The organism is Streptomyces sp. 11x1 (genome assembly GCF_032598905.1).
Classification (GTDB): domain Bacteria; phylum Actinomycetota; class Actinomycetes; order Streptomycetales; family Streptomycetaceae; genus Streptomyces.
In genome coordinates this window covers 1702322-1717914 of record NZ_CP122458.1, presented here as the reverse complement: position 1 = coordinate 1717914, position 15593 = coordinate 1702322, and the positions used below count along the sequence as shown (strand labels likewise).

Genomic DNA, 15593 nt, shown 5'->3' with positions numbered 1-15593 from the left:
AATGGGGGAGACGATGGCGTTCGGCGACGAGTGGGCGCAGCTGGTCTCGGAGGCCAGGCGGCGCCAGTCCACGGGGATGCGGCTCACTCGGCTGGATGCTTACCTCGGGCTCCGACTGGCAGGGGCTGAACGCTGCCTCCCTGCACATGCAGCAGGGCCGGCGTGTGGTGGTCAGCGCAGTACTGAGCCGATCCAGGCCGTCGCCTGCTCGGGCGTGGTGCGGGTGTCGACACCGAGGATGGCGATCGTGCCCAACAAGCCGTTGGGGCCACGCACATGGAGGGTTCGCTGGGCGTGACGGCCCGTCTGGGGATGGACGATGACGGCCGTAGGGGCATCGGCGGACGCGTAGCCGCTGCCGTAGGTGAGGAGCTGGTGGACGTCGGCCGCGCTCACGCCGTGGCGGTCGTAGCGCTTGTACTTGGCGTCCACGGGCAGCAGTGTGCGATGCGCCGTGTCCTGACCTGGAAGTGCTGGAAGGCCGAGTAGGAGATCGGGGCGGAAGGTCGAGGCGTTCCCCCGGTCTCCGTGGACCGTGATGCCGACGCCGCTTCCGCCGGGTACGGCACGGCCGCCGTGCGGGCCGACGGCCTCGGTGCCGAGACGGCGGACGACGGCTTCCCAGAGCGCGGGCATGGCGAGCAGGAGACCGTCCGCCGTGGTGCCGTGGTCGGTGAGCAGGTCGGTCACGCCGCCACCGCGCAGCAGCAGGCGGGCCCAGGTGTGGGCGGGACGGTAGCGGGCGTTCAGGCGTGTGTACTGGGTGCGGTCCAGGGCGCGGAGCGCCGCGGCCGGGGTCGGGGCCTGCGGAAAGGCGCCGGCGGCGCCGTGCAGGGCGCGCGCAAGGTCGGGACTGGCGGTCAGGCCGAGCGCTGCCTTCAGTGCGCTCCCCAGAACACGGTTGTCCCAGATGTCCGCCTCCCGGTCGAAGGTGCGGACGTGCAGCTGGTCCAGTTGTCCGTAGCGGCGGGTGGCCTGGGCGGCGATGTCCAGGCGTCCCCGGAGCACTGGTTCGACGCTCCGGTGGCGTACGTAGTCCCGGCGGAGCCCCTCTCGCAGCAGCCGCTCGCACTGTTCGAGCAGGGCGGCGGCGACCAGGTCGGCGTAACCGTCGGGGCCGGTGGCCCACTTCCTGACCGTCGCCGGGACGGGTGTGCCGAGGGCGTAGGCGAGCCAGCTCATGAGCTGCTCTTCCGGAATGGCGAACTTGGGTGTGACGACCACGCGGACACGGTCCAGGACCAGGACTCCTACGGTCGCGTCGGCCTTGAGCCGCCACCCGGTGCGCTCCCTGGTCAGGGTGAGGCAGCCCCGTGTCTGGAGGGCGTGCAGGCGGTCGACGTCCCGGGGAGTGAGCTGATCGGGCTCCAGCGGGGCGGCCTCGTACTCGCCGAGCTGGACCGGTATGCGGTCAGGCATCCGGGCCGGAAACGCCGCTGGTGAACTCGGTCGCCAGCGCGTCCGCCAGGTCCTGCGGGGGCATGAGGAGCGGACGCCCGGTCTCGGCATCGACCAGGCCGCCGAGGATACGGTGCAACAGGTCCGCCCGGCCGACGCAGTAGTCCTCCAGGAGCGGGATCACCTCGTGGTGGAAGGCCGCGGCGAGATCCTCCTCGGTGGCGATCGGCTCACCGTCCCTCAGCAGGTAGGCGTGTCCGATCTGGTGGTCGGCGTCGAGGTAGCGGGCGATGCGGGTGTTGAGGGACTCGAAGAACGCGGCCAGGTCCAGGGGGCCGACGGTCCCGGAGATGGCGTCCGGGTCCGGGCCCACGGGCAGGAACGCGAAGCGGCGTCGGACCGCGGCGTCCAGATGGCTGATGCTTCGGTCGGCGGTGTTCATCGTGCCGATGACCCCGACGTTCGGCGGTACGGAGAAGCGGCGCTTGCTGACGGGCAGGGCCACCGGCAGGTTCCGTTTGTCGAGTTCGAGGAGCGTGATCAACTCGCCGAAGATCCGAGGCAGGTCACCGCGGTTGATCTCGTCGACGACCAGCAGGAACGTCTGGTCGGGGTGGGCGGCGGCCCGGCTGCACACGGTGTGGAAAAGGCCGTCTGTGAGCGCGAGTGTGAGCCCCGGGCCGGTGGCGCTCAGGTCCGGCTTGAAGCCCTCGACGAAGTCCTCGTAGCCGTAGGAGGGATGGAAGGTGACCATGCTGACACGGTCGCCGTGCAGCATCTCGGCCTGCGCCTCGGCACGTTGACGGGCGTCGGCCCCGAGCACATCCGCGCGGCCGTCCAGGGCGAGGGCGGCACCGAGCGCGAGCCGGGTCTTGCCCGTACCGGGCGGCCCGTGCAGGATCACTTGCCCCTTGCGCTCCAGCGCGTCCAGTACGACCTGCACGTCTTCGGGCAGCGCGACCGGCATGCCCGTCTGCGCCTGGCCCGTATCCGGGACGGAGTCGGAGCCGGAGTCGGCGTTGTGTGCGGTGAACCTGGCGAAGAGGGACGGGTCGACCTTGGCGAAGGTGGACCGCCACCCGTGCTGGGGCTTCGGCAGGTTCTGCGCGTGGGAGAGGTCCCAGATCACCGGGACGACGTGGTGGAACTCCGGCCGTTCCGGGTCGTAGCGGTAGCTCCCGTCGACCCGGCCGGTGGCCAGGACCTCGTCGGTCCCGCGGTTGGCGACGACCCGGTCTCCCGCCTCCAGGTCCCGGAAGGCCAGCAGCCGGCGGGCGAGGGTCAGGCTGCCGCCACTGCTGCGTGGCCAGTGCGCGTCCAGGGCCTGCTTCAGCTCCGTGTCGCTCTGGTACTGGCCGAGATCGCCGAGCTCGTCCCACCCGACGCAGATGAACTTGCCGTTCCGGCATTCCTCCCACAGACGGCCGCGCTCGCCGGGGGCGATCTTCCAGATGGTGCGTTGGCGGGGCCGAGGGTCGAAGTGCTCGTACAGGAAACGCATCACTTCATGCCTGGTCCAGCCTTTGAACTCAGGCTGCACCTGGACGAGTTTGAGCAGGCGGCGATTGATGCGCCAGGCCGAGGCGTCGCCCTGGTCCGTGTCGCCCAACAGCAGGGCGACGAACCGGCGTAGGTGTTCCCCCGCGTAGATCGGCAGAAAGTCCTCGGGGAAGTAGGTCGCCAGGGTCTTCGTCACCAGTGCCGGTCCGTAGCGCAGCACTTCGAGGTCGTCCAGGGCGTCGAAGTCTCCCGCCCCGACGGCGTCGAAGGCCCGGACGAACTGTCCGCGCAGTTCCGCCCAGGCCTCCTGCGGGTCCATGCCGCGCAGGGGAGCGGCCGTCCGCCATTCGCCGGAGTTGTGGTGGTACATGATGTGCTTGGCGGCACTGCCGCCCTTGATGCTGCCCAGGTGAGGAGTGCCGAACTCCATGAGCCGGCAGTACGTCGGCCCCGACCCGGGCGGCGCGGCCTGCCCGAGCGCGTAGCGCTCCAGCGGCAGCTCCGCCCACTCCTCCAACGGAAACTGGGCCAGCACCTGCTTGCGTTCGTCCTCGGCAGCCGACTCGGCGTCCGCCACGGAGGTCCGGTCGAACTCGGCTGCCGCCGTGCGCACATCAACCCCGTTTGTCATGGGGCCATGATGCCGGAGCACGAGGTAGCGTTCCCATCGCCCGGCAAGGTTGGGCAACTCCCTGCATACGACTCAGGTGGCTGGCACGATGCTCAGCAGGGCTGAGGTGGGCACCCGGGCAGTGGGCGTCAGGGCGAGGGGAGAGGCCGTGCAGGACTGGATCTACATCCTCAATCCGAACAAGGACACCCTTGAAGGAGAGCCCTCCGACAAGGAGACCGTGCGCCGCCTCGCTCACGGGGATCCCGAGCGCGACTTCTGGCTCAGCCGACGTAACCGCATGAACCCGGGCGACCGCCTGTGGTTCTTCTTCACCTCGCCGGAGTCGGAGGTCGCCGCGGTGGCTGACGTCGTTGGTGAGCCGTACGAAGCGGCCCCGGAGGATCCGCAGTTCTCCTACCGGGTGGATGTGATCCTGCTGCCCGGGCCCACTGACGCCTTGTACGGCAACCCGGTGGGCCGGGATGAGCTGGAACTCCGCCAGGTGCGGTCCGTGCAGAAGGTCAAGTCGGGCGCGTTGAAGATCCTGCTGGAGCGGGCCGGTCTGTGACGCGACCGGTCGCGGGCAGGACGGCTACCAGGGCTCCAGCCCACGCTCGGCCGGGTTCGTGTGGGGCAAGAGTGCTTCCTGAGCGCGTGAGTTCAGGGCCATGAGCTTGTCCGATGTGCGTTCGACGAAGAAGACGAACGCCTTTGCGGTGTCGGCGAAGGCCGCCGCCGGGCGACTGATACCGGCTGTCGTGATGACGATGAGCCGCTTGGGTATGTCCTCACCGGCCGCCGCGGCCAGGCCGTTCATCCGCTGAATTTCGGAAGTGGACAGGTTCTTGGCCCGGTTGTGCCACTCGATGTGGAACGCGTCGGAACGGATGGGCTGTTCGGCGTCCCCCTCTTCGAGGTCCCCGAAGCCGAATGCCGTCAGCTGCTCGAGAACCGTGTCGGTGATGTGCCGGGGGCTGGGCGAGCGCCGCGAGGTCCTCGGCTCGGCTTCCTCATCGAGCTGACCGATATCGACGCCTGCGTCCCCCAGCCACTCGGGTGGAGCGGCTTCATCTGCAAAGAGGGACTCCTGCCACTCGGACCGGTACCCGGCTGGATCCGGTTCCCCGCCACCGGCCGGCTCGCACGCCACCTCCACGTCCCAGGCATTCAGGCCTCTGCCGAGGACGTCGGCGATGTCCGCCACCGACGCGTCCGCGCGGGGTACCCCTGGCGTGGGCCGCGTGCTGCGCCACAGGTTCCATGCCAGATCGACACGGCCCCAAGCCCCGCATTCCGCGAGGTACACATCCACCAGCCAGCCGAGGGCGGGCTTGAGTGAGACGCGGACGAACGCGTCGGGGAACTCGGCCTCGACGAAACTGCCGTCGCGTCCGCCCACGATGTCGACTTTCGGCGAGTGGCGGGGGCCGTACGGGAAATAGCCGTTCCCCGCGGCCACGCGCCGCACTCGCACGCCCCGGGCGTCCAGGAGGTCGGCCAGCTCGGTCATGTCGGACGGCTCGCTCTCGTTCCAGCGCCACGGCGAGGGAACCGGTACGTCCGTGAGGTGTGCCGACGCCACGGCGTGCAAGGCGTCGACGAGTACCTCGTCGGGCGTGTCCAGCGGCCAGACGGACGGCTCACTGTTCAGTACCGGATCCATCACCGCCCAGACGATCGTGTAGCCCATACGCACTTGCGCCAGCACAACCGAGCCTTTGCCGGACAACGTGACCTTCAGATGCATCAGGCGGTTCGCGTCGTCGAAGTGCACCCGGTCGGCCAGCCCGGGATGACGGTCGCACAGGGCCTGTTCCAGGCTCTTGAAGTGCAGGTGTCTGCCGAAGGCGGCGACCATGTCACCGGTCGGGAAAGGCAAGGGACACACTCCTGTTGAGTAGTGGCGCGGCCGGGGACGCCGTGATCCGTTGACGGAGCGTAGGTCGACCGGATGCCGTCACTCAAAGCGTTTGGCCGTCCTCAGCGGCATTGGCTGCCGGATTGACCGGAAACTGCCTTTGGCTCCTCGCCGCGCCGGCCGAACTCCGCCCAGACGGTCTTGCCGGAGGGCGGGCGAGGCTCCGTGCCCCAGCGGTCGGCGCTTGGAAGCCCGTTGCCGCGTCTGCGCCGTTAGCCTGTGGGCATGTCGGAGCGTGTCATGCCCGGTCGCACGGACGGCCTGATCACCCTGGGTGCCGCGGACGCTCTGTGGGTCCATCTGACGGCCGACAGTGCGGTGCCGACGGCTTCTGGGGCATTCACCCGCTCTCCTGCCCATGCCCGGGTGGGGTACGTCCTGCTCGGCGGCCATGTGGTGGCGACGGTGAGGGCGAGCGACGGTCAGTGGAGTGTCCCGGAGGGGGAGGTGCGCCGGGCGGCCGCGGAACTGAACGCGGTGGGGATGGACCGGCAGGACCTGGTCCGCGTCGGTCCGTTTCGTGGGGCGCCGAGGCAGGAGCGCGACGAGGAGACGCCGCTGCGTTGGCGCCGGCGCATCACGGGTGAACTGCGGGAGCCGGGCGGCCCCGAGCGGGCGGCACGACGTGAAGTCGGTCGTCCGTACCATCTGGCGGGGATCGACTGGCGACAGATGCTCGTGGAGCAGACCCGCGACGGGATGCAGCGGACGTGGTGGCTGCCGCGCGCCGTGGTCAGGCTGCTCGACGCGGCCGAGCACGCCGAAGCGCGGTGGGTGCAAGCCGCGCGGACCCGCCGGGCAGGCACAGCCGCCACCGAGCCGCCCTCCCACCCCCGGCGGGCCCGAGACGCCGACGGTCGGCATGACGTCGACGGACGGCGGACGACGAGCCCCGAGGGTCCCACCGCCGCACCGCGCCCGTACAACGCGGAGCTGGAAGGCCAGCTGTACTCGGTGCTCAGCAAGAAGCCGGGTACCTCCCGCAAGGTGGCCGGGTGGGCGTGCGCCGTCTGCGGCACCGCGCCCGCCGCAGTCCTCGACCACTGCCACGAACACGGCTACGTCCGCGCCCCCGTCTGCCAGTCCTGCAACACACTCGAACGTCCCGACCACCTGTACAGCAACGACATCCGCGTGGCGAACCGCTACACACGCCTCTTCCACACCGACGCCGACGACTGGCTCCGCCACTGGCACCGCTGCCCCGGCTGCCGCGCCCGCACCACCCTGCCCCTGCCGCACCTCGCCGCATGGACCGCCCACATAGCCTGCCGATCGCTGCGCCCGACCCACCGAGCCCCCCGCGGGCGCACGCCCTGCGGTGTCCTGCGCGTGTCCTGGACGGGCAGTCAGAACGCGCCCCGTTCCTGCCTGCTCACTGTCACCGTCGACTGCTGCCCCTCCGGCGAGCACCGTGTCCTGGCGCGAGTCCCCTACCGAGAAGCCGTCGAGCGGTTTCGCGTCTGGTTGGCCGAGACGGCCCCTGCCGTGGCCGCCGAGGCCGGTCCTGACCGCGTGGACGGCCTCCCCGCCCAGCCCCGGCCAGTCATCGCGGACACCAGCGGCGAGGGCCTGGCACTGTTCTGAGCGGGCATCGGGAGACCTGACGCCCCAACGTCACCCGCAGCCACCGGCCAGGGGCATTCCGTGGGCCATGAAGTGGCCCCGGTCGGCTACGGAGGATCCCGGCCGGGGCCGTGACGCGACTGTCAGGCGCGGGCCTGGACGACGAGCGTGCCGATGTGTCCGGCTTTCGGGGCATCCACCACCGTCGCCTCAGCGGCGGTGAAACCAGCCCGGAGCAGGTGCCGCTCCCACACTGCGGGCTTGTAGCTGTACCGGTACGTGAACATGGCCTTCCCCGCGAACCCGCCCTTGTACATGCCCTGCGGCCCGTAGGCGCCCGGAATGGCCGGCGGCTGGGAGAACACGAAGACGCCGCACGGGACGAGGTGCTTGTAGACGAGGGGGAAGAGGCGGGACGGGTCGGTGAACCAGGCCGCGCCGAAGATGGAGTACACGGCGTCGTACCGCCCCTCGTCGGCGGCGAGCCAATCGAGGATCTCTCCCGGCTCGATCCGCACCCCGAGCGGCGCCCACTTCTCGCCCGCGAGCGCCACCATGCGCGGCGACAGGTCGACCCCGGTGGCCTTGACGCCTTGTCGTGCGAGGTGGGCGAGGGCGTGTCCGGTGCCGCATCCGATCTCCAGCACGGTCTGCGGGCTGCCGAGGAGTTCGGGGCCGTGGCCGTGGCCGGCGTACTGGGTCCAGCAGAAGGACGGCCCGGCGTCGTCCTTGAACGCGGACTCGGCGTAGGCGTCCCACAGTTCGGTCTCGGCGGCGATGTCGTGCGGTACGGGCACGGCTGTTCCTCTGGTCGTCGGGATGCGGGAGCCCCCGCCCTCGGGGAGCCGTGAGGGCGGGGGCGACTGTAGCGGCCGGGATCAGTGGCTGTCGGGGACCTTGTCGTCGCACGGCGAGCAGTCCGTGCCGTCGACGACCCACAGCTCCTCCTCGATCGCCCAGCCCTGGGAGCGGAGGAAGTCGCCGGTGCGCAGGCACAGGCCGTCGCGGCGGCGTTCGACGAACGGCGCGTGGTACTTGAACCGGCCGCCGTTGTACAGGCGGCAGATGCCCCACCAGACGGGTGTGTCGAGGATGAGCTGGTGGACGCCGATGTCGACGAGCTTGCCGACGCCCAGGTGGACGTCGGGGCTCTCGATGGAGCCCATGACGTACATGACGGCGTTGCCGAGGATGTTGATGGGACTCTTTGAAATTCCCCACCCCCTGCTCAGGTATGGGACAGACCTGCTCATCTTGATTCCCCACCCGTGCCGCGCCGGCCTATGACGAGTCGCCACGGTGGAGGGGCCCGCCCGAAATCCGGAGTGACGCCGCTTGTTGCTCAGAACGGTCCTCATCGGGTGTTGTCCGGGAGGGCCCGTACCGGGAAGATCATCGATCATGCGCCTCGACGAACTCAATGCGGGTGAACGTCAGTTGTGGAACTCATTCGCCCAGGGCAGCAGTGTCGATGTCCGTGACGCCCCGCCAGAGGCGGAGCCCGTAGTGCGGGCCGAGGTCATTGCGGCACTCCTGCTGGGTGCCGGCACCGATCCCGCCCCGGGCGGCCGCCCGGCACTGCGCCTGACCGGTGCCCGCATCATGGGCAGGCTGGATCTGCAATTCGCCGAGATTCCCGTGCCGATCGTCCTGGACGAGTGCCACTTCGACGAAGTGCCCTTGCTCCGGGGCGCCAGGATCCGCGAGCTGGCCCTCACCGGATGCTTCCTCCCAGGTCTCGCCGCCGAAACAGTGCAGATCGACGGCCGACTGGTCCTGTCCCACTGCCACCTGACCGGGCCCCTCGTACTCACCCGCTCCCAGATCCACGGCGACCTGGACCTCCGCGACACCGTGATCACCGCGCCCGGGACCGAGGCGATATCTGCTGTCCGGCTCATCGCGGGCGGCGATGTGCTGTGCACCAACCTGGCGGTCCAGGGGGCATTCCGCTGCTCCGGTGCCGCCATCGCCGGCGAGTTCGACCTGGAGGGTGCATCCCTGCGCAACCCCGACGGCCATGCCCTGGACGCCTACCACGTCCAGATCACCGAGGACTTCACCTTCCACCCGGGCTTCAATGCCGATGGTCGAATCATCATCTCCGGTGCCACGGTCACGGCGGCGATCGGATTCTGTGGGGCCCGTCTCAACAACGCCGGCGACGTTGCACTGGAGGCCATCGACGTCACAGTCGCCCGCAACTTCGACCTCGGCCAAGACCTCCGCGTCGACGGCGGCATCAAACTCGACGGCAGCAACATCGGTACACAGCTCAGCTTGTGCGACGCCACGCTGACAAACCCCGGCGGCACCGCCCTGTCCCTGCGGCTGGTCCAGGCCCGGGAAACCGATCTGCGCACTCGGCGGCCGATCGACGGCATCGTCGACGCGAGCAACGCCCAGCTGGGCACCCTGTATGACGACCCCGACACCTGGCCTGCCGACCTCCGACTGGCCGAGACCGCCTACGACTCCCTCGTCTCCCCCCTGACAGCCGCCAAACGGCTCGGCTGGCTCCGGCGCGGCACCCACGCCTACCTTCCTCAGCCGTACGAACAGCTCGCAGCCGCCTACCGACGACTCGGACACGAGGACGAAGCGCGCACGGTTCTTCTCGCCAAGCAACGCCATCGCCGCACCATCCTTCCCCTGCATACCCGGGTCTGGGGCCACGTCCAGGACGCAACCGTCGGCTACGGCTACCGGCCACTTCGCGCCGGCCTTTGGCTCACGGCTCTGCTCGCCTGCGGCGCACTCTTCTTCCACGCCCACCCCCCGGCGGCCCTCGAAGCGGAAAAGGCGCCGCCATTCAACGCCGTCGTCTACACATTGGACCTGCTACTTCCGATCAGCGCCTTCGGACAGGACTCCGCCTTCGCACCACGAGGCACCGCGCAATGGCTGGCCTACACGCTGATCGCTGCCGGGTGGATCCTGGCCACAACCGCCGCCGCCGGCATCTCACGGGCGATCAACCGCCAGTAACGACAGCCACAGTGCGACTTGGTATTCGCGGGCTGCGGATAGAACCAGCACAAAGAGTCCCATCATGTTCGGGGATGCCCGCACGCTCGGTGAGCGGGCATCCCCGGCCCCCTCAGTTGAGTACGAAACCAAGTGGGGAACGCGGGCGGGCCTGGGGAAGATCAGGGATCCCCATCACCGTTCGGCCCGTCACGGCGCCGGGCGAACTGGACATGTACGTGAAGGCGTTCGCCCGGCTCACAGAACTGGCCGTGTACGGCGCTGATGCGCGGGCCCTGATCGTGAAGGCCATCGACGCCCTGAGCTGACCCCGGTTCTGGCGGCAGCACGCGGCCCCCGGAATCACTCTCCGGGGGCCGCGGCCGTGGCCCGTGCCCGGCATCCGGACGGGACGGCGGCGTGCCTCGTGGGTGGACGCCGTCCACGGGCCGCCTAGGAGCCGCTACCAGGCGCGTGGTCCGGGGCTGGTCCGGCAGCGACGGCAGCGGCACGGGGACCATGCGAGGGACACCGGCGGGAGCGTGTCCGTGCCGGGGGCGTACGCGGTTTGCTCCGCCACGCGGACCCGGCGCCCGTCGTCATCGAGACGGTAGGTGCTGATGGTCATGCGGGACTTGCCCGGTTCGGGAGGGGTTCCGGCGATCACCGCTCGCCACCGACGTGCGGCAGGGGGCCGACGTGTTACAGGGGTGCGGGCAGCGCCGCATCAGCAGGGAACCGACCGCCCCTGGCCGGGGCACGTCGCGCGTCTGACGGCACGCCTCGTGCACCGGGCAGTGGCCGTGGATCGGCACCCTCACCGTGTGCCATCCGCTCACCGCTCGCCACCACTGCGGCGGGATGCGGGCGGCAGTGACAGAACATCCGGCACGCGCGGGAAGTGCGGGGCGCAGTCCCGGCACGCGTACACCGTGAAGCCGGGGCCGGAGCCCTGGTGCACCTCGGAGACGACGACCGGCGAATCGGTGATCGCACAGCAGCGCACACACATACGCACCGGCGCACGCGTCCAGGCGGGGCGGGGCGACGGCGCCCGCGACCATGCGCTCCGAGCGGCGGAAGTAGTACTGGTCGTGGCTGATTCCCGTCGCGCAGTACGTGGTCACGAGGGCGGGCTGGCCGCTGCGGCCCGCGCGGCCCGAGCGCTGCGCGTAGTTCGCGGGGGTGGGCGGCACGTTGCGCATCATCACCGCGTTGAGCTGGGAGATGTCGACGCTCAGCTCCATCGTCGGGGAGCAGTACAGCAGCTTCAACTCCGCCTTGCGGAAGGCCTCTTCGCGCAGCTCCCTTTCCTCCGGCGAGACCTGCGCGGTGTGCTCGCGCGCGAACAGGCCGGACAGGGTGCCTGCCGCGTCCTTGTACAGGTCGCGGAAGAAGGTGTTGACGCGCGGGCCGTCGCCGCTCTGGTAGGTGCGGGTCAGCGGGTCGTGCGTGCCCCGCTCGCCCCGGCCCGCACGCCAGACGAGGGACTGGGCGGCCACGCGGTAGCCGGTCGCGGCGGGGGCGGAGGACCTGCGGTAGCGGCCCGCGCGCTGCGGGGCCTCCGTGACCTCCTTCACCAGGCCGGCCTTGGCCAGTACCTTCAGCAACTCCTCGATGACCAGCTGGAGATCGGCCGGATCGAGCGTCTTGAACGACGTGTCCGCGCGGCGCAGGTACTTGCCGAACTTGCCGCGCGCCGACAGGAACAGAGCCGAGCGGTCCATGCCCCGGCCGGACGGGTGCGGATAGGCCGTGCCGACCTTCGGCTTGTCGGCGGCGGACAGCACCCACGGGTCGATCAGCCGCTCCTCGCTCGCCCGCTGCAGCGAGTCGAAGTCGTCACGGAAGTACGAGACGTCGATGGCGAGGGAGCGGCGCATCTCGTTTAGCAGCGCCTTCATGACCTCGGCCCGCAACGCCGGGTCGGCGTCGCGCAGCGCCTCGTGCGTGCCCGCCCACCGGTCCTGCTTGGCCGCCACCCAGTCCAGGTCCTCGTAGCCGATCTCCAGCAGGCCGGTCTGCTCCAGGTTCGGCATGGTGATACGCCAGCCGCGCTCCAGGTCCAGATAGAGCCGGAACGCGATCACGTCACGGAGGGTCTTGGCGGCGTTGCGGGCGAGGGAGGGCGGCAGATCGCTCTCGCCGGTGTAGTCGGCCGGCTCGATGGCGAGCGCGTTCGTCACCGACGAGGCCAGTTCCTCGTGGTGGATGCCGTCCTCGCCCGCGTCCAGGGCCGCCCGGTACAGCGCGCCGCGCAGCTGCGTGATCTGCACGAAGTCGTTGAAGTGACCCGCCTGGAGGGACGCGTCCTGCCGGTTGTCGACGAACGTGAGGAGCTTGCGCGCCTCCTTGTCCAGGGTTTCCTCCGGGACCGACTTCAGCGAGCGCACCACCGACGCCGAGATCAGCGAGGTCGCGGAGGACCGGCCCTCCTGGTCGAGCGTGGCCAGCTTCGCGAAGTCCCGGCCGCGCGTCTGCTCGTACGCGACCCCGCAGTGCAGACAGAAGAGGAACGGGGAGGGGACGAACGCCGCCTGGAGTTCGCCGCTTCCCTCGCGGCCGCGCGGATCGACGGTGACGGCACGCGGCACCCGGTCGCGGTACGACTTCTTCACGACCTCCTGGCCCTTGTCGTCCAACTCCAGCCAGGACTCGGGCAGTCGGCGGTCGTCCACGGCGTACTGGACGTTGGACGGCCACGCCCGCTCGTGGTCGACGTACAGATAGCCGTCGCCCTGCCGGCCGCCCGTCGCGGAGGTGTCCCGCCGCGCCTCGTACCGGACCTCGCCGTCCTTCTCGGTCCGCCACACCGTCAGGTACTCCTGGCCGCACTCCCGGCAGAACGCCAGCGGCATCAGCAACTTGCCGTCGCCGCCCGGCTGTTCGAGCTGGTACGAGCGGGTGAGGTGGCGGGAGAGCTTGTCCACCAGGGTGACGTACACGGTGTCGCCCTTGGAGAGGAACTGGTGCAGCCGGAACGCGAACAGCGGCCGCTCGGTCACCGGGTGCCGCGCCTGAGAACCGGCCTCCAGGGTGGCGCGGATCGCGGCGGCACACTGGTCCTCGGCGACCCCGGATTCCTCGTGCAGTTCCCTCGCCGCGACCTCGATCTTCGTGGGCTGCTGTCGGACCAGCCGCCCGGTGGCCTCGTCGGTGGCCAGCCCGAAGCGGGTTTCGATCCAGCGGGCCAGCGGGTCGCGTACGAGATCGTCGTACGCGCGCGGCGCGGCGGGGGAGTTGAGCCGCTCGGCGGGAACGGTGTCGGGCGTTTCGTGGGTCGCGCGGACCAGGGTCTCGCCGATGACGTGCTCCGGGCGCACCGGCGTACCGAACAGGGTGCTCGCCACTCCTGCGACGACCTTCTTCCGGTCGTCGAGCGTGCCCTCCGTCGACATGGTGGCCGACGTGCCGATGCACTGCAGGTCCTGCGCCTGGCAGGCCTCGCGGACGCGGCGGATCAGCAGGGCGACGTCGGCGCCCTGCCGGCCGCGGTAGGTGTGCAACTCGTCGAAGACCAGGAACTCCAGGCCCCGCGCCATCTTGATGAGGCTCGCCCGGTCGGCGGGGCGGGTCAGCATCAGTTCCAGCATCACGTAGTTGGTGAGCAGGATGTCCGGCGGGTTGTCGCGGATCTCCTTGCGCTTCTCGTCGTCCTCCTGGCCCGTGTACCGGGCGAAGGTGACCGGCTCGCGGCCCGCGCCGTAGCCGTCGCGCAGATACTTCTCCAGCTCCTTGAGCTGGCTGTTGGCGAGCGCGTTCATCGGGTAGACGATGATCGCCCGCACCCGCTTGGGGGCTTTGGGTCCCTCGGTGTCCCGCTGGTGGAGCACCTTGTTCACGATCGGGACGATGTACGCGAGCGACTTGCCGGACCCCGTGCCCGTCGTCAGGACGTACGACGCACCGGAGGCGGCGGCGTCGATGGCCTCGCGCTGGTGCTGGTGGAGTGTCAGCGGACGGCCGTCGGGGACCGTGCCGCCCTCGGTCTTCCTCGCCTGGAAGATACGAGCGCACTCGTCGTGCAGGACCTTCTGCCCGGCGAGTTCGACCACCGTGCCGCCGCCCTGGAAGAACGGGTTCAGCGACAACCACGGGTCGGGCCACTGCGACTTGCTGTTGAGGTCGTCCTCGACGAACGCCGCGATGCGGTCGTCACGGATGACGGTGCCGCCCTCGGTGAAGGAGCGGTAGTCCCTGATGAGCGTGCGGTGGACGCCGAAGACGTCCATGCCCGCGCCTGAGACGGTGACGGGCGCCGGCTTCGGGGCGGGGGCCTGCCGTGCGGGGGCCTGGGCGGCGCGATCACGCAGGGGGCGGGTCGGGTCCAGGGCGCTCCAGTGCGGCAGTTGCGGGGTGTCCCCGTCCCGCCTGGCCAGCGGAAGCAGCGCGTCGCGTACGGCGACGGCGTCCGCGGGACGGGCCGCCGGGTCCTTGGCGAGCAGCCGGTCGACGAGGCGGGCGAGCTCGGTCGGCACCTCACTGCGGATCACGGCGATGGGTGTCGGCGCCTCGCGTGTGTGCTTGGCGGCCAGATCGAACGGGGACTCGCTGGTGAACGGCGGTACGCCCACGAGCATCTCGTACAGCACACAGCCCAGCGCGTACAGATCGGCGGCCTGAGTGATTTGTTTGGCCTCGAACTGCTCCGGAGCCATGTAGCGGGCCGTGCCCACGCTGACGCCGGTGCTGGTCAGCCGGGCCTCGTCGGGGTCGTCGACGATGCGGCCCATGCCGAAGTCGAGGACCTTGACCGTGCCGCCCTGGGTGAGCATGACGTTGGCGGGTTTGAGGTCGCGGTGGACGATGCCGGCGGTGTGCGCGGTGGCGAGGCCGTCGGCGATCTGGGCACCGATCGCGGCGGCCCACGACACCGGGAGCTGGGGCTCCTCCTCAATGAGGTCGCGCAGCGTCTCTCCGTCCAGAAGCTCCATGGCGAGGTAGGGCAGGCTGCCGTTGCTCTCGGACACGCCACCGGCGACGAGCCGTGTGAGGTTGGGATGCTGGAGGCGGCGCATGATGCGCACCTCGCGGGCGAAGCGCTGCGCGGCCTTGGGGTCGGCGCTCGTGTCGATCTGGGTGCCGGTGCGGCGGCGCAGGATGGTCTTCACGGCGACCGTGCGCTCAGGGGCGCCCTCGGCGGCCTGAAGATCCTCGGCCCGGTGGACCTCCCCCATGTTGCCCTTGCCGATGACGTGTCCGATACGGAATCTGCCGTCGACCAGCTCGTGGCTCACGCCCCGCTCCTCTGCCCCTGTTTCCACGGGTTCTCGCTGTTCCGTAACGGAATGCGTCCCCCTGACCTGCCTGCGCCACCGCCCATCGTGACAGAGGGGGCACCGCGACCGCCGCTACCGTACACGATCGTGAGAATTTCCGATAGGTGTTCAATCTGTTGACGTCGTCAACGCGCCGCGTCTAATGTCGTCGGTGAGATCGGTTGGGGGTAGCCGTGATGAGACACCAATCCGTCGCCGGCGCGGAAGCGCCTGGGTTGAGGGCCGCGCTGGGGGTTCTGCTCGCGCAGCTTCGGAGCGCCGCTGTGAACGGTGCGGTGCCGGAGTCCGCCTTCGTGGAGCATGTGCAGGCCTTGGGGCTCGGTGGTGCCGAGCGGGAACGGCTGCGGGGCGA

Annotated in this window: 7 protein-coding genes and 3 pseudogenes; 4 read left to right on the top strand and 6 right to left on the bottom strand. The window is 70.0% G+C overall.

The window, feature by feature from the left end:
- Positions 1-171: 171 nt before the first annotated feature.
- Together P8T65_RS07675 and P8T65_RS07670 are read right to left on the bottom strand one after the other, a co-directional pair.
- Positions 172-1419 carry a 5-methylcytosine restriction system specificity protein McrC gene (locus P8T65_RS07675; protein WP_316724603.1) on the bottom strand — a complete coding sequence of 416 codons (1248 nt, stop codon included), beginning with the start codon at positions 1417-1419 and terminating at the stop codon, positions 172-174.
- The gene (locus P8T65_RS07670; RefSeq protein ID WP_316724602.1) at positions 1412-3529 is read right to left on the bottom strand and encodes an AAA family ATPase; all 2118 of its coding nucleotides are present in this window, start codon (positions 3527-3529) and stop codon (positions 1412-1414) included. The genes P8T65_RS07675 and P8T65_RS07670 overlap by 8 nt, the downstream gene beginning before the upstream one ends.
- An 88-nt stretch (positions 3530-3617) precedes the next feature.
- On the opposite strand from P8T65_RS07670, the gene P8T65_RS07665 reads away from it, so the two are divergent.
- Positions 3618-4079 (top strand): hypothetical protein, encoded by a 462-nt coding sequence (locus P8T65_RS07665; protein WP_316724601.1) that lies wholly within the window; start codon positions 3618-3620, stop codon positions 4077-4079.
- A gap of 24 nt (positions 4080-4103) precedes the next feature.
- Here P8T65_RS07665 and P8T65_RS07660 read toward each other — a convergent pair whose 3' ends face one another.
- Positions 4104-5369 carry a hypothetical protein gene (locus P8T65_RS07660; RefSeq protein WP_316724600.1) on the bottom strand — a complete coding sequence of 422 codons (1266 nt, stop codon included), beginning with the start codon at positions 5367-5369 and terminating at the stop codon, positions 4104-4106.
- A gap of 285 nt (positions 5370-5654) precedes the next feature.
- Between P8T65_RS07660 and P8T65_RS07655 the strand changes: the two genes are divergently transcribed.
- The gene (locus tag P8T65_RS07655; protein WP_316724599.1) at positions 5655-7016 is read left to right on the top strand and encodes an endonuclease domain-containing protein; all 1362 of its coding nucleotides are present in this window, start codon (positions 5655-5657) and stop codon (positions 7014-7016) included.
- A gap of 122 nt (positions 7017-7138) precedes the next feature.
- Here P8T65_RS07655 and P8T65_RS07650 read toward each other — a convergent pair whose 3' ends face one another.
- Both P8T65_RS07650 and P8T65_RS07645 read right to left on the bottom strand, forming a co-directional pair.
- Positions 7139-7792, bottom strand: a complete 654-nt coding sequence (locus tag P8T65_RS07650; RefSeq protein ID WP_316724598.1) for a class I SAM-dependent methyltransferase — start codon at positions 7790-7792, stop codon at positions 7139-7141.
- An 81-nt stretch (positions 7793-7873) separates the two neighbouring features.
- Positions 7874-8188 (bottom strand): annotated as a pseudogene (locus P8T65_RS07645) (hypothetical protein); the annotation flags it as partial.
- A 208-nt stretch (positions 8189-8396) separates the two neighbouring features.
- Between P8T65_RS07645 and P8T65_RS07640 the strand changes: the two are divergent.
- Both P8T65_RS07640 and P8T65_RS07635 read left to right on the top strand, forming a co-directional pair.
- The gene (locus tag P8T65_RS07640; protein ID WP_316724597.1) at positions 8397-9983 is read left to right on the top strand and encodes an oxidoreductase; all 1587 of its coding nucleotides are present in this window, start codon (positions 8397-8399) and stop codon (positions 9981-9983) included.
- A 188-nt stretch (positions 9984-10171) separates the two neighbouring features.
- Positions 10172-10291: pseudogene (locus P8T65_RS07635) on the top strand (transcriptional regulator); the annotation flags it as partial.
- A 699-nt stretch (positions 10292-10990) separates the two neighbouring features.
- Here P8T65_RS07635 and P8T65_RS07630 read toward each other — a convergent pair.
- A pseudogene (locus P8T65_RS07630) lies at positions 10991-15199 on the bottom strand (protein kinase); the annotation flags it as partial.
- Positions 15200-15593 lie beyond the last annotated feature (394 nt).

What these genes read in the sequence shown, in the direction of transcription:
- P8T65_RS07675 (WP_316724603.1), bottom strand. Translation starts at nt 1,419, where the DNA reads ATGCCTGACCGCATACCGGTCCAGCTCGGCGAGTACGAGGCCGCCCCG.
- P8T65_RS07670 (WP_316724602.1), bottom strand. Translation starts at nt 3,529, where the DNA reads ATGACAAACGGGGTTGATGTGCGCACGGCGGCAGCCGAGTTCGACCGG.
- P8T65_RS07665 (WP_316724601.1), top strand. Translation starts at nt 3,618, where the DNA reads ATGCTCAGCAGGGCTGAGGTGGGCACCCGGGCAGTGGGCGTCAGGGCG.
- P8T65_RS07660 (WP_316724600.1), bottom strand. Translation starts at nt 5,369, where the DNA reads ATGGTCGCCGCCTTCGGCAGACACCTGCACTTCAAGAGCCTGGAACAG.
- P8T65_RS07655 (WP_316724599.1), top strand. Translation starts at nt 5,655, where the DNA reads ATGTCGGAGCGTGTCATGCCCGGTCGCACGGACGGCCTGATCACCCTG.
- P8T65_RS07640 (WP_316724597.1), top strand. Translation starts at nt 8,397, where the DNA reads ATGCGCCTCGACGAACTCAATGCGGGTGAACGTCAGTTGTGGAACTCA.